Genomic DNA, 24,411 nt, shown 5'->3' with positions numbered 1-24,411 from the left:
AATAAAGTCGTACCACTTATAATAAAGTTATACCGTTCGCAAAAAAATGCACCGTTTTATTTCAAAGCAAGTAGTCTATGAATTAAGGCTTGAATTCCCGGTGAAGGCATTTCTATTGCTCGCAGCCATTCCACGTAGTACGTATTATTATTGGGTGAAACACTTCAATCGATCTAATCCAGATACAGAGCTAAAAACGCTGATTCAATCGATTTATGACGAACATGAAGGCCGTTATAGTTACCGCCGTATTCGTGATGAATTTACCAATTGCGGACACAAAATAAATCACAAAAGAATCAGGACAAAATTAAAAGGCATGAGCCCGGTACAATACCGGATCCATGCCTTTTAGTTTTGCCTAATGGAACAGCCTATCTAACTTTATAGGGTCACTTCATACCCTATTTAATAAAGTAACATGGCTTTTCCTGTTGTTTGATAAGATCACGGTTTTCTAATCAAACACTTACACAAGTTATAACATTACGATTACAAAAGTTGACCAAATAACTTTTGTAATATAAGAATATCACTGGATAGAGGCTTTAAAATTAATATTTTTTCCTTTAATAACCGAAAAAAAAGAGCGTTTTTACTATTTTACTTGTGAGCACAGTGTGTACTTTTTTTACGATGGTACCCCTTTGATTGGCATAAAAGCGTACAAAAGGTTATCAAAATCACTAAAGATAATGAACAACGTAGTAGAGGCCACTCTATTGTTATGGTAAAATTACCAATGATTTATAATAAATTCTAATACCTAACATTAATTTACAATAAATAAAAGTAATGTATGGTTTTAAATTTTTGATAATTTTAAGGAAAGGTAACATATTCATGCGTAATTTTATTTACAGTTTAATAGATGATAAAGCAATAAAAAGACAAATTTTTATACTGGAAGCTTTAAATAATGAACAAAAATTAGTATCGTCTCAAAAGCTTGCAGATCAACTACAGTGCTCGACACGAACAATCATGAATGATATTTCGAAATTAAAAAATAAATTGCCCGAAAATTGGGAAATTATTAGTGTTAAAACGAGAGGATACATTTTCATCAAACCGGTGGAAGAGTCTGTATTACCTGTGATTCATTCTTATTTGACAGCAAGTGTACTTTATAAAGTTATGTTAGAAATATTTCATAATAAGTATTACACATTAGAAAAATGGTCTCAAATTTTATATATGAATAAGTTAACTTTGAGAAATCATTTAAAAGATTATAATAAAATTTTAAATAAAAGTAGGTTAAAAATTAAATTCAGGGATCTTCAACTAGAAGGAGATGAAATAAATATAAGATATTACTATATTTGTTTCTTTTATTTTACGCAACAATTTTCAGATCAATCTTTATTACCTATTGAGTTAAGAAAAAAAGTTTTATCTATTCTCTATCGTAATGAAGTTTCCATGGATATTTTATTATTACGCAGTATTGTTTTTGTGTTTATAAATAGATTTTATAATAAACAGTTTGTAATGAAAGAAATAAAATTCAGGCCTATATTTAGCCATAATCAATTAAATTGCCTTAATGAAATAATTATAGAAATTGAGAACTATTATAAAATCGAATTTCCAAAATATGAAAAAGATGCACTGCATTTATTTTTATTTTTTGGATCAATGAGTACAAATTCACAGGGAAAGATAATGCTTGAATATTTAAGTGAATGTGATCAGGATCTTTATAAAAAATTTATGGATCTCATTGATATCCTTTTAACAAATAATCAATTACCGAGTAAACTGAAGGATAAATTAAAAGCTGAAGTCATTCCGTATTTTTATAAGGTGTGTATTTCGTTAAAACTTAATTTCTCAACTAGTCATGTTTTTGATCCAATACAATCTTCGGACAGTGTATCATTGCGAAATTATAAGGAAAATATATCTTTAATTTCCAATTGGAATGACATATACAACGATAGAAAATTTACGAAAGATGAAATAAAATATATCGCCTCTCATGCTACTGCAATTCTTAATTCCATCTGTAATGAAATAAGTATTGTGCTTATACTGTCTGGGACAACCGTTGAAAAAAATCTTATTTATGGAAAGCTAAAACAAAGCTTAGAGGAAAATGTACATATACATAGGATACCAAATTATAATATTAAATATGATTTTATTATTAGTAATTGTCATTTATTAGATACAAGGGCACCTGTTATTTATATTTCTCAAATGTTGACTGCGTATGAAATCAATTCTATAAAGAATCGTATTTTTAATTTAGAGTGAACTACCCGCCACTTAACGTCCTTACGGACTATTTGAAGTGGGGGCTTCTTGGGAAGTAGATACTTTTATTAGCCATCTATATTTACCAAGCTATAGGGGCAGTCCCTGCCCCTATAGAAAATACCAATTACATGGCCAGTTTTAGCAAGTTGATACTTGCGTTTACATCCCTATCATGATGGCTATTACATTCTGGACAAGTCCATTCACGAAGATTTAGATTTTTTACTTCTTGGTTTTTATAGCCACAGCAAGAACACAGTTGACTACTTGCATAGTTTTTAGATGCGAATAAGTGATGGCTTTTCCTAGAGCACTTTTTGGTAAAACACAATCTTTCTGTTCATGAAGCCATAAAAAAGCAGGTCCAGAATGGCCCTGCTTTTTTATGGCTTCTGGTGCAAAAACTTTGAAGTATATGAAAATGGTCTATCACACTTGGACATACTGATTGTACTACCCTATAAAAGATGTGTGATTAGTATTGAAAAGGAAAATATATTTAGGTGGAAATGATGGAGGAACGAGGGTTATCCCTGGCTCATATAACTATTATGCGATGGGTGTATCAATAGCGTTTACTTTATTAGAACTTAACCACTTTTGCGTCAAGTTAGGCATGCAAGTGTCTCGATGACTTGTCTCAAAATCCTTATCGGTGTTAAGTTCTTCATTTCTAAGCGTAGGAACTACGAGGATAGCCTAATGAATTAGAAACCATTAGGTTTCCGTACTTAGGAATCTCCTACTTCAAACAGTCTGTGAGGATGTTAAGTGGTGAGTAGTTCAAATCATATAACACACTAACATTATACATATTAATAATAAGGGAATGCATGTATACTGATTTACACTGCATTCCCTTATTGTAATTGTATGTCCACTATATTTTTATTCTTCCTTTTCCAAAATTAAAAAACTAACATCCAAATTTCTTAGTTTTCACCTCTTTCTGGATCCACTCCATTGAAATGCAAATTTCTCATTAAACATCTAATCTATTAGCTGCTGCCCCCCTCCTGTAAACTAGAATAACTTTAAAAATGGTAATCCCAACTGCTATAAAAATAACAAATTAAATTTTTACAAAAGAAAACAACTTGGATAAAAACAGGTTGTTTTCTTTTATAGGGTAGAACAAAGAAAGAGTGGAAAAGCAATACACAACATGTAAATCACATAGAGTAAACCGATCAATAAAACTAAAAATTCCAAAAATTTAATCGCTAAGGGTTTTCGTTTACTCTTTCTTTGTTGTTATGATTTTAACATTAAAAATAACATAAATCAACAAAAAAATACAAAATTCTGATATATTCGACATTTATTTTATAAATTAACATACCACTACTTATCAGCAGTCAATGGATTTAGTAACCTAGAAAAGCCCCTTCAAAATACTGAAGGGACTTTTCTTTTACAGAATTAGGGTTTGTATACTAAACAAAGAAAGAATAATAGATACACGTAGACACTGCAAACGTACAAGTGGAGGAAAAAACTTAAAATTCTGACTTATTTACCTTTAAGGGTATTTGTGCTTACTCTTTCTTTGTTATTATGAGTTTAACATTGAAAATAAAATAAAACAACAAAAAAATACAAAATTCCAATAAATTCGACACTTTTATCTCGGGTTATCATAAAACTGCTTATCATATAGTAAAAGTCTAGCAATAGACTAGTCTTTCCTTCTAGAGTTCGCTCATACAAATGATCTGGTTCTGGTGCAAAAAGTCTCTTAAACTTAGATATACTGATAACAAAGGGACAGATTGATTTACGGAATCAGTCTGTCCAAGATCAAAAAAAGTTTATCCACCTAATATTTGGATTTCTAGCATAAAATACGATTCTGCTAGAAATCTACTATTGTCCATGTTCTTCTTCATATAATTGCACCAGAACCTATATTACGTCTTTGAAAAATTTTAAAAAGGAGTCTTCTGTCGGAAAAAGATAAAATAGGCTCTTCTTACATTTCTATATAATAGTTAACTATTACATCTTTTCTAATATCTCTTGTCTCTCATACCACTTAGACAATTTATCAACTGCATTAGTTGATAAACGCTTGGTTTGTTTATTGCAAAATCTAGATAATGTAGGCGCTGATATTTTCATTTCTTTTGCGAGCTCTCGTATACTTATATTATCGACATTTCGCCGCTTTAGTATTTTTTCACGAACAGCTTCTTCATCAAAAATATCAGGCTCTTTACTAACTGCTATTTGTGACATATCAATAATAGCTTTAGTCTCTTCACTATATTCTATTATTGTTTCATTATCATTCTCTATTTCTAATATTTTTTTCTTTGGTAAATTATACATAGACTTAATTAATTCTTCTGGTGGAAGAATTATAATGTTTAAATTAATCCAATAACCTTTAAACCAATTTTTTTTATTTAAACGTTCTTCGTCTAATTTACTCGAATACTCCCACTTAGAAATCACACTCTCTCTTTCTAAGTCAGTAAGAACATTCTCTAAATGGTCTCGAATGCGACTCGGCTTCCAAGTAAGCGGAATTGCCATGACAGCCAATAGCCCTTTATCTCCCCCAATAGAGTATGGTCGTTTTAAAGTTGAATATATTTGGCGGATCCTCCATTGCCATGTTAAATAGCGGATTAATCGTTTATGATATTTATGTCGGTAACTATTATATTCAAGTGCCTTTTTAGATAATAAGGCTGTAGTGTTATTTGAATCATATAAATAACTTGATAAGAAGCTTCCAGGTTTAATTCGGCAGGATTCAATCCCCATATATTCATTCGTAGTATTATGTCTCCATAATACTACTGAGTCTAGAACAAATAACCTTTTAATGACTTCTCTTCTTACTTTATATTCCTCATCATTTTCATTTTCATCATTTAAAACTACTACTTCATTATCGTCATTTAAATATATAAAAATGCTTGCTAAAGCAGCAATCCTCTTAGCAACCTTAATTTTATCCTCTGGTCTATAATATTCTCCCTTACTTACTTTCTTTTTCGGTACATTACACATATCTAATACTTGCTCATATGAGAACTCGATGAATTCATCCGGTGACTTCGCTTGAGCTAACCATTGTATAGTGATTGAATCTAATACATCTGCCGTAAGATCATCCATATTACTCATTACATCATTAACTAAAGTGTTCCATCGGGACGCTTCATCATCCTTTATAAGCTTCAAATCCTCATCTCGATGCGAAGAAAGCTGAGCTATCGCATTACTCTCCTTTGTTTCAATCGGATAAGATTTTACCCCTATATTTGAATCCTCTTCAAAATGATTTTTGGAGATCCCGTCACGTAATTTAAAGTATACCGCGGAATTATTGACCTCAAAATAATCTTTCTCAACTGTTTCATCTTTATTTTTTTCTAACTGAATTACTGTGTCATCACTTAATTTTGACTTTTTATCATTCTTAAACTCTTTGGCTAAAAGATGTTCAAGTTCTGAATGAATTTCATCCTTATACTGGTTCAACTTAATAGCAATTTGTAGTGAGGTTATTCCACTTTCATTCTTTTTACTAAGCCACGATACTAATGCTGAAAAAGATGGTGAAACATATTGTGAAGTTACAACCCTGCTATTTTCTTTTTCTACATCTGCACTAAAAGAAGTCCATTTATCCCAAATTGCTTTGTTATTTCCATATAAGGGCTCAGATATTAACAAAGCATCAGTAAACAATTGTGCTAATTTCTCCACTTTGTCACTCCTTCCTCTCGTACATTCCCTTCAAATAACCTAATATTTAGGCGATTATATATATAAATCCTCATTTTTTCCGGTCCTATTCTGTTCATAAAAATAATGAAACACTTTTTCCTTCTTTGTATACATGAAATAACATTTATTATACATTACCACCCAATATACCATCAATCAATCTAAGAAAGTAATATCTGAAACACTTTTAGACATATTGTTAACCTTTTTATAAATATGAAACACTTGAACCATACGACTTCCCTACCATACACATACATAAGCTTTTACACAAATAACACTCCTACAGTGCACTAGCTTCATTCATATCTATCTACAACAAACAATTGAAACATCTTTGCCCTATCCTTGACCTTTAATTTGAAAGATGAAACATTACTTATTTTTTCTATTTCAATTATAAAGTTTTAAAATATCTTTCAACATCGCATAAACCCATATACACCAAACGTTTATCCTTGTTTGTACCAAAATAGATTCTAGACCCTCATGAAACGTTTTTGCCATATCCTTTACCTTACTATACATAAAAAACAGCCTTAAACCCTTATGTATCAAGGAATTAGTATAATTCTTTTCTTTTTTCTAGTGCATATAAAACATGAAACACTTTTGCCATATCCTTGACCTTTTAAATTTAAAAACATGAAACGTTTTTTGCCATATCCTTGACCTACAATCCTTCTCGATTCTCTTCTAACCCTTCATATCACTATATTCAACGGATTTCCTTATAATATGTGACTTATAAATAAACATGAAACACTTTTGCCATATCCTTGACCTAAAAAAATGAAATCCCTTCATTTAATCCATATATAACAACAGTTCCTCTACTGTTTCACCATTAATTTGATGCATCCAAAACATGAAACGTTTTTTGCCGTATCCTTGACACAAAAAAAAATGATAGAAATCCTGTACCCCTTGTCACAACTGGTTTTATGTAGTGTTTCATCATTTCAAAATTCCCCTTAAAGGAGCACCTTTCGACATTTTTCGATTTGCTATAATTAAAATTGCTATATTTTATAGTATCCTAGCATATGTTTCTGAATTTACAGAAGGAGGTGAAAAAGATGGGAAAATCATTTATTATTCCTAATCAACGTAGTTTAAATGGACAATCTACAAATGTAGTATTAGTCACACTGAAGTCTTGGCAAAAACTTGTTGAAACTTTCGAAGAGAAATACTACAGCTATAAAGATACATTCCTTGAGGATATTGTTGATCATATGACATATGAAGAACGTATTGCAGATGTGGATGGCTTTATGGAAAAAGCGAAACCCTCTTTTTCACGTCGTACATTGTCTACTATTTCAGAAACAATGGGAAGAAAACATAAATTATATGGTATTACAAACGCTGATCTGGAGGTCTTCTTATATCTACACAAAAAGTGTTACACAAATGGAGTCATTCCAAATGTAACAGTACATATGCTATGGGAAGATTATAAGCAATATAAAGAAGAGTTTGCTCACATACAGCATTCCCAATTCTATATTGCATTAAAAAAATTAACGCTACATAACATTGTCACGATTGAAAAAGAATTAGATGGCCGATATACAATTAAGCTAACTGATTTTATGAATGAAGAAACTGAAAAGGCAAACCCTTATGTTTATATTAGCCCAGTGGTATTTACAAAGTCCTTCTTTAAGCTGTCCGTTGCAGCTAAGAAACTATTCTTGGACATTGCTATGCAACAACACAGAGAAACTACATTAAAACGTTCCTTGGACAAACAAGATGAAAGAGGAAATAAAACTCATTTTGGTGGGATGTACCGCTTTTTACATAAGAAATACCCGCATCAAATCCGTGCGGTTATGACAGAATTAGCAACTGCACTACCATGTACAGAAACTCCCCTATTCAAAATTTGCAAATTACAAAAAGGAGTCACTAATAAGAAAAGATATACGACTTTATATCTCTCCTTACATACGGATTTCTTATGTACAAAAGAAGCAGGAGAAGTACAGTATCGTGATCCATTCACACCAAAGACAACTTATGCCCGTAAAGCTCATTTTATTGAATCTGTGCTACAAGAGATGAATATTGGTGAGTTTACGCAAGACATGAATAAATTTATTCATGTGCTTAAATATACATGCCACCGACAAATTCGTAGTGTAATTCATAGCTTGCGTGACATGATAGATCTTAATGAAGAATATCCAAATAAATTAGTATATACACTGAAAAAATTATTGAATCAAACGTCACAATATCAAATTCTTGATACAGCAGCTAAAGAGGGGATCTATCCTCTTATTACACAACATGTATCAAAAGAAAAAAAGGAACAAGCTGTATTTGATTTCGGATTACATTTCTCTATGTACTCTCTTCGAAACATCAAACGGTTGTTCCGTAAAACGTATGAGTTACTTAAATACAAATTTTCTGTACCTGTTACAGAAGAGTCCTATCACCGCAACTATCTAAAATATCAAGAAGAAACGTTATTTAGAAAGTACGCCTATGAACAAGGTACAAATCTAAATGCTTATATAGCTTTAGAAATAGAAATACGTGAACTCCTAAAAGCAAGAGGACATAAAGATCGCTTTATTCCAAGTGATGTTCGCGAATTGTTCATTGAAAAGATAGATAGATTACCTAAAGAAAAGCTTCGCGTTATTGAAGTACCAGATGACTTCAATTTGATTATATTTATGCGTGCCTTTGAAAAGTTAATTCGCTCTGGGATTCAAGTAACAACAGCTGAACAAGTACTTGAAGTAATAGAAACAAATTAACTATACCCCGCTCTCTATTTTTGAAAAAATTAAAAGTAGAGGGCTATTCGTGTTGGTTCTATTATTTGAAAGCCTTACACTTATTCCTTATCATAACCAACTTTACTCGATTCTATTAGTAATAGAGTCTTTTTTTATGCACTCTTATACAATAACTATACTGAAACTGATTAACTTTCCACAAATACTTCCATATAAGGATTTCATAAAATGTGTTAATGCATTCAAATACCTACAAATAATCGCAAATAATAAGTTGAATTTGGTGTATAAGTAGATAAGTATAGTCAAATGTGAATAATAAAGCACTAGAATCATTGATATACATAGATTCTAGGAACTCACCTATCAAAAATCATCAATATTTATGTGAGTTATGTTATAAATTCGAATTATGTTGATTAATACACATTTAATGTGTATTAATTGTGGATAAATATAATAAGATTGTGGAAATATAGTAAATTAGTATGTAATTATACGATTGAATAAACATGCTTAGTGATGTATTAATTTGTTTCGTTTTTTATGTAGAAATATATAGTTTTATTTATGATTATTTGTAGTTTTTATATCAATATGATGCCTAATTCTCCGTTGTCAGTTTTTACATTTTATGATTTTTTATGTTATAGCCTCATTAGAATCCTTGCTACAGTAAGAGGGAATACATATTTACAAATACTATATAAGTTTTATCTTTATATTTTAAATATATATAAGATATATATTTATATAAGATTTTAGGTTCTGGTGCAAAGATAAAATAAAAGAGAATATAGCTCATATATTTCTAGTGGAATTCTATTTTATGCTGTAATCCCAAACAATCGATGGATGAATTCTTTCTGGTTTTGGACAGACTGATCCCGTAAATCAATCTGTTCTTTTTTTATCATATGCATAGCTTCCACTGCTGCGAGTAGTAATGTGACCGTCCAATAAGCAATCATTTTTCCTTTTGTTTTCATTCTTTGATCCCTTCCTTTAATCATTGATTTAAAAATGAAATACCATTACTGTGGTAGTTCCTTACAACTCTTCACATTTGTCAGGACAATCAGCTTAGCGTTGTAAATCCACATTTCCCTGACGGTTCCCCTATTATATTGTCTTTTCTTGAAATCTATTTTCATCCTCACGGTTTATTCCTGTTTCTTTAATATAGGATTCAATGTACTTGTTCGTACTTCACCTGTCACTGGGCCAAAAGCAGGAGAAGAAAAAGGGAACTTTTCCATCTCCTTTAAATCTTTTTCTCGAAGCAGAGTCATTGAACCGTGCTCAGGCGAGCACGTAGAATGATAGCTCCACTCATGATCAGAGATTGGCTCCGTAATGCTTGCCAGAACAGCGAACCAACCAGACCAACATAGCCAAGGCCGATGGTCCAAACCAAAGCGACACGCTGACCCGTCGAGAGCCGCAGGAAACGCTGCACCGAGAGGAACCAGCCAAGAAAAGGCAGCACTTGGAGGGCATGTAACCCAACAAAATGGGCGATGCGTAGATCACCACCAGTGGTACTCCCCCCCAGAAAGGGCAAGCCAGGGCCACCATCTGGAACGCCAACGCTGTGAGCGCCAAAAATCGGAGGCAGATGTCCAGCGTGGTAGGCGACCAGTTGTGCTGGGGTTGCTTGCGTCATCAAGAAACCAACAAACATGCCGAACATCATAATCACGAGGCCCAGGCGCAATGACCAGATCAAAGTGCGGTCGGTGCGACGCTCGAACAGAAGGAAGATGGCGGTCACGAAGGCAGCCAAAAAGATCATCGTTGAGCCAAAACCCATGATTCGGTACACCATATCGTCAAAGGGGGTAGCCACGTTGAAATGGCTCTGGACGCCACGAATCACCTGCAAAACAATCAGCACCATGTCTAAGAGCACTCCAATCGAGGTCATGGCAGCAATAGCCATGACAATTTTTTCCAGCGCTGCAGAAATGAAAGGAGCCAGACGAACGTAAAGCAATAGACACTAAATGAGATGGCGAACTTCGCTGGCTTGGCCCAGGCAGGAGCACCAGCGATCACTCGATGATCAATGAGCAACCCCACGCACGTTGCCAGCAGTGTGATGACTATCAGCAAACCCAACATGGTCAGCAATGCATTCAAAGCCAATCCCTTGCGAAGCCAGAGGAAGAGCGGATGAAATTTTTCTGTCGTTTGAGATGTGGGTACCATAGGAACCTCCCTGTGCTATAATGTAAATTTTTAGCAACCAAGCAAATAGCATTGTCTATTTGCTAGTGATACAAGTTGAATGACGATATATTTAAGCATCCAAAATTTGTTCTTTTTCATAAAGTTGTAAAGGCATAGGTTTCACCTCTTTATAATTATATTGACCAATGGGTAATATAATCACAAGATTTTCTTGACCATTAATCAATATAATTTTTTGCGGGTGTTTTTGCCCAGTCGGGTAGGTCAGGCTCCTTTCAGAACCATCCCTCCTAGCAATCCATGTCGTGCTTCGCTGGGTTCTGATGCAAAAACTTTGAAGTATATGAAAATGGTCTATCAAACTTGGAAATACTGATAGTACTACTCTATAAAAGGTGTGTGATCAGTATGGAAAAGGAGAATTTATTTAAGTGGAAACATTATCAGCCAGACATCATCTTGTTAACTGTACGTTGGTACCTACGGTACAACTGAAGCTTTCGTGATTTGGTGGAAATGATGGAGGAACGAGGGTTATTCCTGGCTCATACAACTATTATGCGATGGGTACATCAATATGGACCGGAGTTTGATAAACGAATTCGACGTCATCTCAAACAAACGAATAACTCATGGAGAGTGGACGAAACATATATAAAAGTAAAAGGACAATGGATGTATTTATATCGTGCTGTTGATTCTGAAGGAAACACGATTGACTTTTATTTGAGTAAATCTAGAAATCATAAGGCTGCAAAGCGATTCTACAAGAAAGCCTTGCGGTCTTTTCATGTCTCAAAACCTCGTATCATCACGGTTGATAAGAACCCTGCTTATCCAATTGCTATCGAACAGTTGAAGAAAGAAAAAAGGATGCCAATAGGCACCAAAATCCGAAGGATAAAATATTCAAATAACATAGTAGAACAAGATCATCGTTTTATTAAAAAACGTATACGCTCTATGTTGGGATTTAAATCATACAAAATATCAGCCTCTATATTGAGTGGCGTTGAAGCCACGCATATGGTCATATTGCTTATCCACCTTTATATTATTTGTTTTTTCTGATATTCCATTACGATAAATACCTTCTATAAACTGTAAATTCAGAAAAAAATACCAATTCCGCATAATGGAATTGGTATGAAAAACTTCTAATCTATAGTAATAATTTTTTCTGATTCGGACGCATAAACCCTTGCTCCCAGGAAAAAACATTAGCTTTCGTATAATCAATCATATGGGGCCTATTTAAAGTACTTTATACGCTTTTCCTATTTCATTAGGTGACAATAGCATTACATTTCCTTATTAAAGTTCTTTAGGAAACTTTAATAAGGAAATGTATTAATTTTGAAGTGTACAAATAGGGAGAGTAACTTCAACTATTGTTCCTTTATTTATTTCACTCTCAATACATACCTTTCCGTGATGTGTTTCGATAATTTTATAACAGATCATTAATCCTAAGCCAATCCCCTCTTCCTTAATACTGTAAAAAGGTTCTCCTAGATATGGTATACGTTCTTTTGGGATCCCACACCCTTGATCGATAAAACGAATGCTTATTTGATCATTATCAAGTTTATCAATTTGAATCAGAATTTCTCCTCCCATTGGCATGGATTCAATTGCATTTTTTAAAATATTAACAAATACTTGTTTTAATTGATTTCCTTCACATGGAATCAATGGAATACCAGGTGTAAAATCTGTTCTAATTTGTATATTATTCATCATTGCTTGAGGTTGCAGTAGCAATAAAACTTGATCAGTTAGCACACTAATATCATTAGGTTGTATCTTTACCACCTGTGGTTTGGCTACCGCCATAAATTCATTCGTAATACTTTCTATACGCTCAATCTCTGATGATACTATATTTATATACCCCTGATTATTCTTATTTTCTGTTGATTTTAGTAATTGCATAAACCCTTTCATTGCGGTTAATGGATTATTAATTTCATGAGCTATTGCAGTGGCTAATTGTCCTACGACAGCGAGTTTTTCAGATTTTCGTAATAATTCTTCTGTTTTTAACCGTTCAGTGATATCACGAGAGATACTTAAGAAAACTTTTTTGCCATTCAAGTTAAAAATACGGACACTAAACTCGGTTGTTATTGTTTTTCCGGTTGGAAAAATATGTTCATCTTGCAAAGTGAAAGAAGTCTGTCCCCCTCTAATTTTTTCTAACAACTGTATGATAATTGGAGAATCTTGTGGTACATTATTGGGAAATGGCATCGAGAGAAGCTCTTCTCTACTATATCCAAATCTGTTACACCCAACAGGATTTACCTCAATAAATCGACTTGGAAATTGATCCTCATTCAACTCTACAACATATACTGCATCAGTTGCTTGTTCAATTAGTGCACGATATTTCATTTCACTATCTCTTAATTGTTGATGTAATCGTAGCCGTTCTCTTTCTGCTTGTTTTCTTTCGGAAATGTCCCTACATATTGCAGATAAAGCTATCACATTTCCCCTTACATCTAGAATAGGTGAAACTGTCAGACTGACATCAAGAAGGCTTCCATCGTCACGTTGTCTAACTGTTTCTAATCTCGTAACTACGGATTCTCCTGTTAGAATTTTCCGGATATTTCCAAGTGATTCATCCATTAAGAAATCAGGCACACAAGGTAATCTTTTACCTATGATTTCGTGTGATGACCAACCAAATATCTTTTCATAAGCTTTATTAGCTTGTAAAATATGTCCCTCCCGATCAGATATGGTAATCGCATCTACATTATGTTTTATAAATGATTCCAGTAATTCTTTAGTTGCCCTTAATTCCGATTCTACCTTTTTCCTTTCGGTTATATCGACTGTAGAACCAACAACTTCAATAACTTGTCCATTTCGTTTAATCGGTCTAAGCGCAATAAGAATAATAGTTTTATCATTCGGCCAGGGTAATTCAAATATAATTTCTTTCCCTTCCCACGCCTGAAGATAATACTTCATTAATTGTGGAACTAAATGGGGAGGAATAATAGAAGCATCAATAGTACGTAAGCTTTTTCCTACCACCCGTTCAGAATAAATTCCGTTTTGATAATAAAACTGTCCATCACACAAAGTGTGTATAAAATGTTTATCCATTTTTTTGAATTTAAAGATACCCCCTTGAAGCTCATGTACGGTATCTTGGAGTTCTTGCTTCGATTTTTTTAATTTTTGATTCATTTTAGATAAGTCCTGTGTTAAGTAATATAATCTTTGGTAAGCTTCCATAAGAAAAACACCGATTAAAAGTCCTAAAGCTATAAATACTAAGCCTGGAGTGTAAAGCACTGTAGTAATAAAGAATACACCTACTAACCACTTCATACCCACAAAAACAGAAAAGTATAGAGGTGCACTTTTAAATGGATGAAGGCTTTTGAAATAAGTTTTAAAAATAGTAAATAGAATACCCATACCGAAATAAGCCATCACAGGTGGTTCCCAATACCCACCAATGTAAAAGATGCGCATTATAATAATACTAATTAATGTAATCCAACCAGCAATGCGACCAAAGTAAATAAAAGAAAGAATAAGAGGAACAGCCCGGAGATCGTAGGAAAATCCCATGTACGGAAAAGAAAAGAACATCAAAGTAACTGCGATGATCCCTCCATAGAATTTTTCAACATATCGCCTGGAATGAATCGTAAACACTTGAATAAATATTGCTGCGCTAACAAGTAGAGAAAAAATAGAAAGATTGATGAAATAGTCTTTAATAATCATGTAATGTCCCTCCTTGTATTAAGTATATTCGACAAAAAAGCAGAAAATCCTACAAATAGTATAAACGGTTCAGGTGCAAAAACTTCAAAATACATGTAAGTAATCTTTAAATCTTGGACATACTGATACTGTTACTCTAAAAAGCTGTACAATAGGTATAAATATTGAAGAATTAGTACTTTATACAAAGAAATTCTTCCCGAAGGATATCAACACGAGATTGACATTTCACGAAATCGGATCAAAATACAAACTAGAAATGAGGTTAACATATCAACAGACATTAACATGTTAACCTTTGGGAAAATAAAAATATCAACCTCATGTCAACTCCCCTTGCTATTAATCATAACAAGAAACTAACAATACGTGGATAAACCATAGGTTTATTAGAATGGGAATTGAAATACAAAAATTCACAGCATTTAAAAACCCACAATAAATACAATGATTCCTTATCAACATATAAAGAATGTTTCTTCATATGTTGATAAGAGAATTTCGAGCGGAAGATTAATAGAACATATAGACTGTAAAGTAAAATTACATCCAGTGTATCTGATTGTATTTAATAAAGTAATATCAGAATTACTTAGTAACATGCAACTTAGAGATTCCCGATCTACTATTAGATGCATAATTGAATATTTAGTACTTCATATAAATAAATTCTTCTCACGGAGTATCGATATAACATTAACATTTCGCGAAGTAGGATCTAACTGCATACCAAGAATGGGATTGACACATCAACAGACATTAACATGTTAATCCTCAAGAGAATAAAAATATCGATGTTATGTTAACTATCATTGGTTTTAATAAAGACAAGACATTAACAACAGATCTATAAAACTACAATTTCATTAGGATGAGAATTAAAATGCGAAAATCCACACTAGTTAAGAACCACACTTTATAAATCGCTAGAAATTCCGCGCTGAAAATTATTAAGAAATGCAGACTATCAAGCAAAGCACTGTCCATTATAGTGAATTCATATCAATAGAATAATATCTTAATTTGAGCAAAATTACTTTGCAATATAAGCTTTAGAAGTTTTAAATTCACTCTTGGGTATGTAATTGAAGGAACAATGTTTTAATTAGAGAAATCCCCCCCTATGAGTATTGACATGAGATCAACATTCTATAGAACCGGGTCAGCATACGTACTAGAAATGAAATTAACATATCAAGAAACATTAACATGTTAAGTCTTGGAACGACACAATTGTTAATCTTATATCAACCATTCTTAATTCTATCGATGATAAGACATTGACAAAACATTGATAGATGTAAGTCCTTATTAATAGAGCTATTAATATACCAGGTTCACAACGATTGAATATTATTTACGATTAATAAAGGCTGCATAGATCCTATTAGTAAAAGCTTTTTCTTTGTGATTTACACTTACAAAATAACCATTGAAGCTAATCAACAAAGCGAATAGTACTTTATAGTGTTTCAAACGACTAATAACCACTAAATTGACTAACCTATACAGTCATCAAATTAGAATTTAACGTTCATATAGACCTATAATAGTTATTATTGAAAATTGCTTTACAAGTCTTGGAATCAGTTAAAAAGAGACACTGCCTCTATTAATCAAACAGATATCCGTTCTATACTCTCAAGTGTTATTAATGAAACAGGCTCATACTGCAATTATTAATAATATGGACTCTTTTTATCATATTTATACCTATTATTTTCGAAAGTTCAATGCTATATCCTCATAATTTATTTACAAATCGGTTATATTTACTTATCATTAATATTATGTGAATAAAACTGTCAATCTCATAGCAACAATTTATAAGGATATGGGGGGCAAAGTTACCTCATTAATCCTATATAACATTGATGCATTTTAAGTCCCGGTTAACAAAACATTAACATTTGGCGAGAATTAACAGCACTTTGTTAACGTAACATTAACACTTTGAATGCAACATGTTAATGTCATCTTTCATGTTAATATCAGATAAGGAAGGGATTCCTATTAATATCGTCGAAAAACACTTAACATATCAATCTCACATTTCATGTTAATGTCATTTATCAGCACAATTACATACTGTTAAGGAGGTAACACTATGATTAAGCAGGAAAACCAATCAGAACAAACCATGGTAGATGATGAGAACTCATTACACGAAGACGCTTTTGAAAAAGCCTGGCGGATAACAGAGTTTTCTAAGTTAGTAGGTAGACACCATAATACTGTTTATAATTGGTTCAATACGTTAGAAGAGAAGGGATTGCACGGGACTCTTAGAACCAATAATACAAATGAAAAGCTATATAATTCATTGGATTTAAATATAGCTCTTTTCATAAAACAGAAAAGGGATGAAAAATGGTCTTTAGATGCCATAATCGAACTTTTGCCGCATCAATTCGAACTAAGGCCAGTATCTCCTGAAAACCACTCTAACGAAGTATTATCTCAAATTGATTTTCAAGACGCAGCTGAGACAATTGAAAAATTGGTGGAACAAAAAGTTCAAGCACATTTACAAAACATCGAAATACAATTCCAAGAGAAATTTGAAAATGTATTAAAAGCATTGCCTCAACCTGAAGATCCAATTGCTATGAAAGAACGTCAAAGACAAGAAAGACTTGATAACATAATAATTGAACATAGAGCTCGTAAAGAGTTAAGAAGACAAGCTGAAAAACTCTGGAATGAAAAGCCTGAGGAAGAGCGTGTGAAAAAAGTTGGTTGGTTTAAAAAAGAGGAAGATTTAGCAAAAAAACATCTTTTTATAGAGAATTATTTAAACGAAAACATGATAGAGTATATGAAATCTATTATGACATCAGAATAAAAAAGAGGCCCGGGATATTAAAATGTACCCTATAGAATAGACACTGAAAAAAAGTCTATTCTATAGGGTATTTCTTGTATAATGAGAGAAAATTGGGATCGGAGAAAGTTCAAAATGACAAAAAAGCTATTTACAGAAAGAGACATTCAAATTCTATCAAATAACCCCTACATAAAATCTGTAAGTCAGAAAGGTATCACTTATACAGATGAATTTAAGCGTATTTTTATTGAGGAAAATGAGAAAGGAAAACTACCTCGAAATATTTTTGAAGAATGTGGTTTTGATATAGATATGATTGGAATGAAACGAATTATGTCATCAGGAAGTAGGTGGCGTGCTGCTTACAGAAAAAATGGTGTATTTGGTTTGCGAGATACACGCACCCAAAACGCGGGAAGAACTCTTGAGAGAGAGCTTACGTTAGAAGAGAAGTATGCTCGTTTAGAAGCCGAACGGAACTTACTAAAGGCAGAAAATGAATTGTTAAAAAATAAAACTTATGGAAGGGAGGATGAGAAGGAAATAACGTTATCACCTAGTCAGAAATATATCCTGATTCGTTCTGTCATCATAAAATATAACTTAAGAAATATGGTGAGTTATTTGTGTAAAGTAGCTGGTGTATCCCGTTCGGGATACTATAATTATTTTTCCATTTCATCTCAAGAACAACGGAAACAAAAGAACAATCAAGATGAAATCGTGAAAAAAATCATATTAAAAGCACTTCGATTTAGAAATCGAAAGAAAGGGGCTCGTCAAATAAAAATGACATTGGTGGGTCATTTTCAAGTTGTCTACAATTTAAAGCGTATCCGTAGAATCATGAAAAAATATGAGATTATCTGTCCGATTCGGAAAGCAAATCCTTATAAAAGAATGCTGAAAGCTTCAAAAGAACATCGAGTAGTGCCGAATCAATTAAATCGAGAATTTAAACAAAACACCCCAGGAAAAACGCTTCTTACAGATATCACTTATTTAGTTTACGGTAAGAATAAAAGAGCTTATTTATCTACAATTTTAGATGGCTCAACCAATGAAATTTTAGCTTACCATGTTTCAGAACAGATGACATTAGACCTCGTAACAACAACTCTTCATAAACTAAAACGGAATAAGAGGATTCGATTGACTGAAGGTGCATATATTCATTCAGATCAAGGAGCCCACTACACAAGCCCTACCTACCAAAAATTAGTCAAAAAGCTAAAGCTCGGACAATCTATGTCAAGAAGAGGGAACTGTTGGGATAACGCTCCACAAGAATCATTTTTTGGTCATCTGAAAGATGAAGCACATATAAAACCTTGCGAGTCTTTTACTGAGTTGAAACAAGAGATTAAGAAATATATGACGTACTATAATCACTATAGATATCAATGGAATTTAAAAAAGATGACTCCTGTTGGATACAGAAATCATCTTCTTGATGTTGCCTAACTTTTTTAAAAATGTCCTTTACAAAGGGTACAGATTATATTCCCAGGCCTCTTTTTTATTATTTTGATGTACCAAACATTTTGTCTGGATCCATAAATGCAGCTAATTCTTCATCATTCTCAGCATCTGCTGATGGTTCCTCATTACTAGTTCCCATATCGATGTAATCACCGAAATTAATACTGAAATCATCGTCTTGATCTTGCATTTCAATTGTATTAATTTGAGATTTTTTAAACTGAATTTGATTTTGCTTCTCTTTAAATTCATTGAATTCTTCAACTAAACCTTTAGACAAACGAGACGGTAATGCATCAGTTTTATAGAACGTATACACACTGCCCATAAAATCATTTTTACTAATTAAATACCCATTAAATACCGTACCGTTAATTGGTAATGTATTTGTAACTTCTACTTTTGCATCATCCATAAATGAATCATCAATATTCTTTTGTTCGTCTAGAATTGCAAGCATTCCAAAATGATGCACCTTAGAGGCCTCCAACTCACCATCATCGTTCTTTTTCACTAATTCTATAGGATGGTGGAAAGAGCTTCCTTTCAACGATTCTGTGAACATGTCTACTATTTCTTTACTATTTTCAATTTGATTCATATTGCGGGAAATTTTATTAATAACTAGACAACCAGTTTTCTCTAATAAAATACGTTTAAAGTCCTGAGAATCTAAAATAACAGATGTTCCTGCGCCATTAGAAGCTGTATTTAATTCATGGATGATTTCACCAATGCGCTGATTTGCATAGTCTCGTGAATTAGCAATACCTCTTTTCTCATTTTCGTTTAATCCCTTAAATTCATCATAGAAATGTTGGTTATCTGCGAAAACAACGAATGCAACACCTTTTGCTGGGTCATTTGCTAACTTCCAAATCTCTTGAGAGAATTTATTTACTTGTCTTAGTACATCAGGACCATCAGCTCTTACAGGAAGTGTCACAACAATACCCATTTTAATAAAATCTTTACGTTCAATTGCATTATTAAAAGCAATTCTCGCGTACTTTTGCTGATTAGCCAATAATTCTTCTCTAGGGACTTGTTGTGCTATTTTCTTTAGTTCTTGGCCAATAATCGGTTTATTATGAAAAGATGAAAATTCTTCAATTGCTTTAATGATTGTAGAAGTACCTGTTCCACCGCCTAAGCCAGCAAAAAATAGAACCAATTCATCTGTTGGTCTTACACGCTCTGTGATGAATTCTTTTAACTTTTCTTTCGCTTCATCATTTGATTCTAGTACTTTTACAGCACGTTCTGGATTCTTCCCTAGTCCGCCTAATTTTAGTGATACTTGGTTACTTGTAGGCACATTTTTTAATTCGGCTAAATCACCATCGTTACTATTTAGGGCAAGGCAGTTGTACACAGATGTTCCATCCGTATGCTTATATTCAGCAAATTTATCTACCATTCTAGTTCCAGCCTGACCAAAACCAACCATTGTCATTTTTACTGCTACTTCGTTTTTCAGAAAGTTCTTCGCCATTATTTTATCTCTCCTTTTTCTTATCTATTGGTTTGTTTACGTCTTCCTAGTTCAATTAACAACTGCTGTCCTCTAATTGTTGAGATTAAAAATTTATAAGGATGCATAATCTTTTCAGTTATTAATGACATTGAAGATAATGTACTAACACTTACTTCAGCTGATCTTCTTGATATATTGGTTCGTTCAACCTCTAATGAGTACGATTTTCCCTTTAATTTCTTAACTCTCCTATCAATTACAACATTACCTACTATTTCATTTATTGAGATGCCTCTCATATATTTTGTCTCTTGGTATTGTTTATTTACCTCAGATCCTATGTAATGAAATACATTATAAAGTATTTCGTCTTCTTCAAGAATGTCTGCAAACATGTTCACAACTTCGTCAGGAAATTTAATTACTTTATACTTTTCGCTCAATACCTCGTTCAAGTTGCCTCCCCCTTAAAACATTGGTTAATTATTCCTACGAATATATTACATTATTATAAAGCGTATATCAAGTCATTATATATAGAACTTACATATAAAGCGTGTAAGTATTAAAGTAGGTTGAAATGTTGATATATAAACACAAATTGATACGACGTATATGTACGATGTATGTTGTATATGTCAATTATAGGTTTCATGTAATTAACAATACCGTCTATAAAACTATAAATTCATTATTTAATTTGACATTCTTTTGAATAATCCTTTATAAAAAATATCAAATTACAAACATTCCAAGTTAAAAAACTTCACAAAGTATCCATACGCTTTATTTATAAACCCTATTTATAAGCTGTATATATAAACCTTCAAAAACAAAGGTTTGTAGTTCCTATATCAATTTCATATTAACATATTTAACGCATTTTCTTCCTGCACAGCTTATATGCAAGGTTTATATATAAGCTGTGCATGCAAAGGGTGTATATAATATAAAAAAGCATTGCTCTTTTCATATCAAATGGTTTGATATGAACTTACTAGTTTAATAAAGAGATCTTCCTATTCATTTTTATTTATTAACATCTTTTCTACCATTTATATCTATTGATAAAGAAGATCTGTCAATGTCGTGTTATAAGTTCACTTCTCTGTTATTAACTCACATACTTGCAAATTCATTATCTCTAGTGTTAGGTTCTACACATTCACATGTTAATCTCATATGTACAACATCTTTATAATTAACATGTGGAGTCATAATATTAATAAATACAACTAAATTTATTATATTTTTATTTGAGTATAGATTTACTAATTGAATTATACATATTACTGTAATACAGCTATCAACTTAACAAAGCAATAGATACATCAAATTACGATTAGTTCTGTTCAAGAAATTGGACTTGATGTTTATCCTGACAAGAAAGAGGACGAGGGGGATTGCTGAAAAAATGAAAAGTTGCTCAGGATACATCAGAAAGTGAAGAAATTTTAATATGTTGTAGAGGAGTCCATTTTGATCAGTACTTTTTCGAAATGGATTCGTTCTATGTGTTATAAAATAAGAATTTACAAACTATTTTCAGCCAGATTTTAATTCAAAGCTACATTAAAATTAAGTAAAAAAGAGGAAACCATTTTCAAAGTGGTTTCCTCTTTTTTACTTACATAGACTCGATTATCATTTGTCTTTCATACCATTTGGTTAATTTATCATTAACACTGTTTGAGATGCGTTTCATTTTCTTATTACAGAATCTCGATAGTGTGGCAGGGGATAAGCCTAACTCATCTGCTATTTCGCGCATTGTTCTATTTTGATGCATATGTTGCTGCATAATCTTCTCTCTAATTAGCTCCTCAGTACTTACTGTACTATGAGTTATCGTATTTGTAATCAAATTATTTTCTTGCTTATCCGGAGTATCAGTTACCTTTTTCTTTGCCAAACTCCCGATATTATCCATTAACTCTTTTGGTGGTAAAATGATGATTCCTAATTTTGAGTAATAATTTTCAAACCAGTTCCGTTCTCCAATTCTTGATTCATCAATTTCCTCAGCGTACTCCCAATGTGAAATAACTTTTTCTTTTTCTAAATCTATTAATACATTTTCTAATTGCTCACGAATACGGTGCGGGCGCCCCTTAGCTATATTAATCCCCATAACAGACAGTAATCCTTTTTCTCCACCAATTGAATATGGTCTTTTTAAATTACTGTACTGTTGTCGAATTCTCCACTGCCAAGATAAATAGCGAATTAGTCGCTTATGGAATTTGTGTCGATAACTATTATACTCCAATGCTTTTTTAGATAATAACGCTGTTGTGCTACTAGATCCGTATAAATACATTGACAAAAAGCTACCCGGCTTTATTCTACAAGATTCAATACCTACGTAATCATTGGTATTTTTATCTCTCCAAAGAACTACAGAATCTAAAACGAAAAGTCTTTTAATTATTTCGCGCTTCATTTCAAATTGCTCACCAGTTTCTGCACGATCATTTAAAACTACGACCTCATTATCATCATTTAAATAAATAAAGATACTTGCCAAGGCAGCTATACGCTGTGCAATTTTTATTTTATCTTCTGCGCGATAATACTCAATACCGTTTGCTGATGCTTTTGGTATATTACACATATCTAGTACATTTTCATAGCTGAAATCAATAAAATCATCTTGAGATTTCGCTTGATTCAACCACTGTATTGTAATTGTATCTAAACAGTCTGCGGTAAGATCATCCATATTACTAATAACACCATCGACTAGTATTGACCATCTTTCTGCTTCATTAGTATTTACTAGCCTTAAATCTTCATCCTTATGTGACGATAGCTGAGCAACTCCGCTTGTATTTTTAGTTTCTAATGGTAAAACAGATACTGCTCCTACTTCATCTTCTTCAAAGTGATTCTTGGCTATACCATCTCGTAGTTGATAATATACCGCATCATTACTTACAGGATAGTAGTCCTCTTGTAGATCAATTGAATGCTCTTTTAACTTTTCATCGGTTGTATTAGATATTATGGCCGTTTCAACTTCTTCAGACGTACCTCCAAATTCTTGCTCTATTATTTTATCGAGTACATTTCGAATCTCAATTTTATATTTATCTAGATTTGCGTATATATGCAATAATGAAATCCCTTGTTCTTGTTTCTGGCCTAACCAAGAGACAAGAGCTGAAAATGAAGGGGATATATTAGCTGAGGTTACTACTTTGTCATGATTTCCCTGTACTTCCTCATAATATCTATTCCACTTTTCCCATAGCTGCGTGTTCTTTTCATACATTGGCGCAGCAAGTAAAAGGGCATCGCTAAACAACACTAATACTTTCTCCATATTCAAAAACCTCCTTACTAAATTCCTACCAATTAGAAATATAAATTATAGAACTTGAGACGTTATAGCTATATGGTGGCAACAAAGCATATAAGTTGAAACGTTATCAGAATAATCTATATCGAGAAATGATTTATCGAACAGTATTTGTCCTATCAAGTAAACATTCTTGTACTTGTATTATATAAGACTGTACTTATTTGTAAAATTACTACTTTACACTACAATCTCCATGCGGGAAACCCATTTGGTATTAAATAGTGTAAATCATACTTTTAAAGTGAAACGTAATTGTCCCTTTTCTTACAAATGAAATAAAACATTATAGCGTTATGATAACAATTACTTTCTTACCAATAAACATCGATGATTTGCTGGTTTCATCTAAAAAATTATTTGTATCATTCTATACAATGATACAAATACCCTTACTTTCATGAAACGTCATAGCTACATTGTGGCAAGTACTCCTTAGAACTTGAAACGTTTTAGCTTTATAGTGGCAAGTATATTCGAAACAAAAAATACCGATAAACTGTTGATTTCCACTTCACAAGCATTAACGTTATTTCATACTTCG

General features: G+C 32.5%; 11 protein-coding genes and 5 pseudogenes. 7 read left to right on the top strand and 9 right to left on the bottom strand.

Going from position 1 to position 24,411, the window contains the following annotated elements; translation table 11 throughout:
- Positions 1–67: 67 nt before the first annotated feature.
- Both ACE38F_RS26810 and ACE38F_RS26805 read left to right on the top strand, forming a co-directional pair.
- Positions 68–355: pseudogene (locus ACE38F_RS26810) on the top strand (IS3 family transposase); the annotation flags it as partial.
- A 488-nt stretch (positions 356–843) separates the two neighbouring features.
- On the top strand, positions 844–2,262 hold the full coding sequence (locus tag ACE38F_RS26805; RefSeq protein WP_375371381.1) for a helix-turn-helix domain-containing protein: 1,419 nt from the start codon (positions 844–846) through the stop codon (positions 2,260–2,262).
- Between the two features lie 127 nt (positions 2,263–2,389).
- Here the strand turns inward: ACE38F_RS26805 and ACE38F_RS26800 are convergent.
- Positions 2,390–2,548, bottom strand: a pseudogene (locus ACE38F_RS26800) (zinc ribbon domain-containing protein); the annotation flags it as partial.
- A gap of 1,470 nt (positions 2,549–4,018) precedes the next feature.
- Between ACE38F_RS26800 and ACE38F_RS26795 the strand changes: the two are divergent.
- Positions 4,019–4,108, top strand: a pseudogene (locus tag ACE38F_RS26795) (IS6 family transposase); the annotation flags it as partial.
- Positions 4,109–4,263: 155 nt separating this feature from the next.
- On the opposite strand, the gene ACE38F_RS26790 reads toward ACE38F_RS26795, so the two are convergent.
- Positions 4,264–5,988 carry a helix-turn-helix domain-containing protein gene (locus tag ACE38F_RS26790; RefSeq protein WP_375371382.1) on the bottom strand — a complete coding sequence of 575 codons (1,725 nt, stop codon included), beginning with the start codon at positions 5,986–5,988 and terminating at the stop codon, positions 4,264–4,266.
- A 1,100-nt stretch (positions 5,989–7,088) separates the two neighbouring features.
- Between ACE38F_RS26790 and ACE38F_RS26785 the strand changes: the two genes are divergently transcribed.
- Positions 7,089–8,789: a hypothetical protein gene (locus tag ACE38F_RS26785; protein ID WP_375371383.1), complete on the top strand. Its 1,701-nt coding sequence runs from the start codon at positions 7,089–7,091 to the stop codon at positions 8,787–8,789.
- 809 nt (positions 8,790–9,598) lie between these two features.
- On the opposite strand, the pseudogene ACE38F_RS26780 reads toward ACE38F_RS26785, so the two are convergent.
- The 3 genes and pseudogenes from ACE38F_RS26780 to ACE38F_RS26770 form a co-directional block, all read right to left on the bottom strand.
- Positions 9,599–9,721: pseudogene (locus ACE38F_RS26780) on the bottom strand (IS6 family transposase); the annotation flags it as partial.
- Positions 9,722–10,059: 338 nt separating this feature from the next.
- Positions 10,060–10,713 (bottom strand): hypothetical protein, encoded by a 654-nt coding sequence (locus tag ACE38F_RS26775; protein ID WP_375371384.1) that lies wholly within the window; start codon positions 10,711–10,713, stop codon positions 10,060–10,062.
- Positions 10,695–10,982 (bottom strand): hypothetical protein, encoded by a 288-nt coding sequence (locus ACE38F_RS26770; protein ID WP_375371385.1) that lies wholly within the window; start codon positions 10,980–10,982, stop codon positions 10,695–10,697. Before ACE38F_RS26770 ends, ACE38F_RS26775 begins: the two co-directional genes overlap by 19 nt.
- Before the next feature lie 390 nt (positions 10,983–11,372).
- Between ACE38F_RS26770 and ACE38F_RS26765 the strand changes: the two are divergent.
- Positions 11,373–12,035: pseudogene (locus ACE38F_RS26765) on the top strand (IS6 family transposase).
- Positions 12,036–12,314: 279 nt separating this feature from the next.
- Here the strand turns inward: ACE38F_RS26765 and ACE38F_RS26760 are convergent.
- Positions 12,315–14,720: a PAS domain S-box protein gene (locus ACE38F_RS26760; RefSeq protein ID WP_375371386.1), complete on the bottom strand. Its 2,406-nt coding sequence runs from the start codon at positions 14,718–14,720 to the stop codon at positions 12,315–12,317.
- Between the two features lie 2,107 nt (positions 14,721–16,827).
- Between ACE38F_RS26760 and ACE38F_RS26755 the strand changes: the two genes are divergently transcribed.
- Both ACE38F_RS26755 and ACE38F_RS26750 read left to right on the top strand, forming a co-directional pair.
- The gene (locus ACE38F_RS26755) at positions 16,828–17,565 is read left to right on the top strand and encodes a terminase gpP N-terminus-related DNA-binding protein (protein ID WP_002204183.1); all 738 of its coding nucleotides are present in this window, start codon (positions 16,828–16,830) and stop codon (positions 17,563–17,565) included.
- A gap of 114 nt (positions 17,566–17,679) precedes the next feature.
- Positions 17,680–19,011, top strand: a complete 1,332-nt coding sequence (locus ACE38F_RS26750; RefSeq protein WP_462782388.1) for an IS3 family transposase — start codon at positions 17,680–17,682, stop codon at positions 19,009–19,011.
- A 58-nt stretch (positions 19,012–19,069) separates the two neighbouring features.
- Here ACE38F_RS26750 and ACE38F_RS26745 read toward each other — a convergent pair whose 3' ends face one another.
- From ACE38F_RS26745 to ACE38F_RS26735, 3 genes are all read right to left on the bottom strand, one after another.
- Positions 19,070–20,524: an FtsZ/tubulin family protein gene (locus ACE38F_RS26745; protein ID WP_375370932.1), complete on the bottom strand. Its 1,455-nt coding sequence runs from the start codon at positions 20,522–20,524 to the stop codon at positions 19,070–19,072.
- Positions 20,525–20,544: 20 nt separating this feature from the next.
- A complete protein-coding gene (locus ACE38F_RS26740) occupies positions 20,545–20,961 on the bottom strand; it encodes a hypothetical protein (RefSeq protein WP_375370933.1) in 417 nt (138 codons plus the stop codon).
- 1,172 nt (positions 20,962–22,133) lie between these two features.
- On the bottom strand, positions 22,134–23,831 hold the full coding sequence (locus tag ACE38F_RS26735; RefSeq protein WP_375370934.1) for an XRE family transcriptional regulator: 1,698 nt from the start codon (positions 23,829–23,831) through the stop codon (positions 22,134–22,136).
- Between the last annotated feature and the right edge of the window lie 580 nt (positions 23,832–24,411).

This window comes from Bacillus altaicus, from assembly GCF_042136375.2.
Lineage (GTDB): Bacteria > Bacillota > Bacilli > Bacillales > Bacillaceae_G > Bacillus_A > Bacillus_A cereus_U.
This window is presented reverse-complemented; position numbering and strand designations above follow the sequence as displayed.